General features: G+C 54.1%; 4 protein-coding genes. All 4 read right to left on the reverse strand.

All coding sequences use genetic code 11. The annotated features are described in order from the left end of the window. Positions 1 to 457, reverse strand: a 457-nt coding sequence (locus QQF33_RS03270) for an Hcp family type VI secretion system effector (protein WP_285157367.1), incomplete at its 3' end; no start/stop codon positions are given. A gap of 2 nt (positions 458 to 459) precedes the next feature. Continuing rightward, positions 460 to 2,139, reverse strand: coding sequence for an OmpA family protein (locus QQF33_RS03275; protein WP_285149745.1), 1,680 nt, complete (start codon positions 2,137 to 2,139; stop codon positions 460 to 462). Further along, positions 2,139 to 2,828 carry a type VI secretion system protein TssL, short form gene (gene tssL, locus QQF33_RS03280; RefSeq protein ID WP_285157368.1) on the reverse strand — a complete coding sequence of 230 codons (690 nt, stop codon included), beginning with the start codon at positions 2,826 to 2,828 and terminating at the stop codon, positions 2,139 to 2,141. The genes QQF33_RS03275 and tssL overlap by 1 nt, the downstream gene beginning before the upstream one ends. After that, a partial coding sequence (tssK, locus tag QQF33_RS03285) for a type VI secretion system baseplate subunit TssK (RefSeq protein ID WP_285157369.1) occupies positions 2,825 to 3,411 on the reverse strand: 587 nt, incomplete at its 5' end. The genes tssK and tssL, both read right to left, overlap by 4 nt.

Genomic DNA, 3,411 nt, shown 5'->3' on the forward strand with positions numbered 1-3,411 from the left:
GAATGATGTTGCCGTCTTTGTAGGTCCAGGTGATTTTTTCGTAGCGCAGCTCGATCTGCTCAAGATGGTTATGCTTCTCGAAAGAAGGATCCTTGATGTCGTGCATTTTCGGCGCAACTTTAACCAGTTTCACGTTTTCCAGTTTGGTGTTGAAGTACTCAACTTCCTGGCCTGCGTCGTTGATTTTGTACCACTTGAACTCAGCAGATTTCAGGGTCTGGCCCGTGGTCACCGCTTTGTACAGATACGGGCTGGAAGAATCGATTTCTTTGGTGAACAGGAACGGCGTGTGAATACGGGTGCCGGTCAGCTTGCCGGTGTTGTTATCAGTCGGGATGTACAGGTTGTGTTCCTGAGCAACAACTTCGATGCTTCCTTCGCGATCTTTTACATCTACGGAACCCTTGATGTCAGCACCGCCATCGTCTTTCAGCCACAGATAAACCGGGATTGCCATGTTTACTTCTCCATTTCTTGAGTTGAAACGTCACGTACATCCTGTGACGTATGTTTTGCGCCTGGCAGACGACAGGCGTCGGCCTGCGGTACCAGACTGATCTCGACACGCCGGTTATGCGCACGGCCATCAGGCATGTCGTTTGATGCAATTGGTCGGCTGTCACCGTAACCCTGCACGGCAAAACAACTTTCCGGTACGTCCCCGGTATCACGCATCCAGTTACGAACCGCCTCTGCCCTTTGCAAAGACAGAGTCTGATTTAACTGAACGCTGCCGGTATTGTCTGTGTGACCGCTGACCACGATAAGCCAGCCTGGTCTGGCTTTGATTCCGACCAGCGAGTTGACCAGCATTTTGGTGGAGCCCGGTTTCAACACGGATTTACCGGAATCAAACAGCGACATGCTGTCGAGACGAACAATTTTCGGTACTGGTTTGGGTTCAGGTGCGGGTGGAGGAGTCCAGGTATCGATAGCCTGTTGCAAGGCCAGCCACAGTCGTTGGCCCGGGTAATAGCCCAGGCTGTAACGCAAAGGCTCTCCCTGACGCTGCCAGCGTTCAAGCAGAAGCGCATCCTGTTTCAGGGTGGTCAGTGATTCTGCCTTAGGGCGATAGTGGTTCATCGGGATTGCATTCCAGCGCTGTAAATCGGTGCTCACCTGACGGATCAGGTCACGGTTATTGAGTGCAGAAATACCCAATGCAGTCAGGGCACACAGCCACATCAGCAGGATTATGCGACGGGTACGGTGGCCCCCCTGCACAGTCGATGCAAAAGGAGCCAGCAGCGGCAGAACCGCATCCGGAAACAGACTTGCCGGATCTGTCTGCCCTGGTTTTCGGGAAAACTGCAAACAGGTGCGGGAATATAGCCAGTCAGCCCAGACTGACTGTGTTTCGGGAAGGACGGAACCGAGGCGCATTACCACGGAAAATGCTCGTTCAGGGGGCGTTAACCGATCAGGCTTCTCAAGCTCATCAGTCAGGGTTTTACGGATAAATGAAAATGCCTGACTGATCGCGGGCAGCGCCGTAATATTGTCATCAGTCTGCTGCCAGTCGATGAAAGCCTGCGGCGAGTCATTTGCCGGACACACAATCGGCTTGTCACCCCGAACAATTATCCACGGTGTCTCAGGGCCGGAGAATTCGGCACTCACCACCACCGGCAGTGTAAAACCCGTCAGGGATTTTATCTGTTTACTCTGCTGCCGGAGCGTCTTCAGTGTGGAGCGCAGAACCGCTTCATCCTGATGATTGTCTGGCAGGCAGCGGTACATCACCGAAAGCTGACCAACCTGGCGTGGGAACTGCGTCTGTATGTTGCGGACAACATCCGTTAACCGGCTGACGTCATCGGCCCGGAGCCACCAGCCCTGAGCTGTTTTACGCAGAGGACTCCCCTGAAACAGCGCATCCAGCCTGTCACCGCATACCAGAACAACGGGGCCCTCGGTGTCGGGTAGTGGCAGGTCAGCAGCTGAAACGGTGGTGTCGGATACCGGCTGCTCCCGGCGGCAGTTCTTAAAAACAGTCCAGCCTGCCAGCAGGAAGATCAGCACCGTGGTCAGGCTTTTAAACACGTTTCCTGTTGGGATGAAATACCAGAGCAACCACAGCAATGTGGCAACAGCAGCTAAGGTGTGCAGGGCAACCGGAATAATGACTGATCTACGCATTAGCCATGCAGCTCCGGTATTTGTGCTGACAACAGTGCCTGGAGCCACAGATGACCACCCCACCAGATAACGCCGGTCAGGATGATGGCAAGCGTTATCCAGAACCAGACTGAACGCATCAGACTCCAGCGATGTTTCCCCATCCGGTGAACAATCAGAGACAGGCCTGCATCAGGCGGAGAGACTCGCTCAGAAAGGGCTTTGACGACTTCATCCCGCTGTGACTGACTGACCGCCTTCAGGCCATACAACCCCTGAAAACCAAGTGCAATAACCCGGTGATAGCACGTCAAAACGGTCGGGTTCGGTGAGGGCTGACGCAGAACTTCTGCAATGCGATCCCATAACGCCTCACCTGCCCGAAGTGATCCGAAAAATCGGGCCTGAAGCGGGGCTTTACGCCATGCAGCCTGGCCCTCATCAACTTTCGGCTCTTCTCCTTCCTCGCACTTTTCAGGCTTACGGCTCATTACTGCCTCGTCCAGCAAAGCACATTGTGCATAGGAAATATGTCCGACGCTGGCCTCGTCGTAACCGGCACGCTCCAGCGCTTCCCGCACACTTTCAACCTGTTTAACGCACTTGTCGTAAAGCGCACTGCCATTGAGCGTGACAGCGCCTTTCTTCAGCATGGTGACGGTAAGCCAGGTATCCGTCATCAGCTGGTCGATATCGATATCCTGTCTCATGAGCGCAATACCGCAAACAGTTCAAGTTCCAGTGCGCCAAGCATTTCAGGCACGTAGAATATACACACGCCCTGCTCCTGCATTTCATGCGCAGCGGGGCTTTCCATATCAAGCGCGAAGTACTGATTTTCCATACGTACAGGCAATGCGGCTGGAACCCTGCTGACAGGGATCAGAGGGATACCCTTGAGTGCAACACCATAGATCTCATTGACGTCATCAGGCGAACCTGCCTGACAAAGTGCCGGGAATTTATCGGCAACCTGCCAGGCCGGGATATCAGAGCGAACAGAGAGATAGAGGTCGGCTTCTTCACGCAGACGAATATCGTGAAGGTTTGCTTTCCAGGTCTGTCCGTCCGGACGAGACATTTCCAGAGCAATGACCCGGGATGGCAGACTTGCCTCCAGCAAACCCGTGATCAAGTCAAACAACGGTGGAAACGCATTGGCAGGTTCCTCGTGGTCATATCCCGGTATGGCGTCAAGATCATGGTCCAGAGAAAAGGTCAGCATGCTTCCGGCCAGACGTGCGAGCTCAGCCCACACCTGTTCAGGCGGACGGGAAGGAAAACGTTCGTATT

This window comes from Lelliottia wanjuensis (genome assembly GCF_030238365.1).
In the GTDB taxonomy this organism is placed as follows: domain Bacteria; phylum Pseudomonadota; class Gammaproteobacteria; order Enterobacterales; family Enterobacteriaceae; genus Enterobacter; species Enterobacter wanjuensis.

Excerpts from the sequence above, each read along its gene's own strand:
- QQF33_RS03275 (WP_285149745.1), bottom strand. The coding sequence starts at position 2,139 with ATGCGTAGATCAGTCATTATTCCGGTTGCCCTGCACACCTTAGCTGCT.
- tssL (WP_285157368.1), bottom strand. The coding sequence starts at position 2,828 with ATGAGACAGGATATCGATATCGACCAGCTGATGACGGATACCTGGCTT.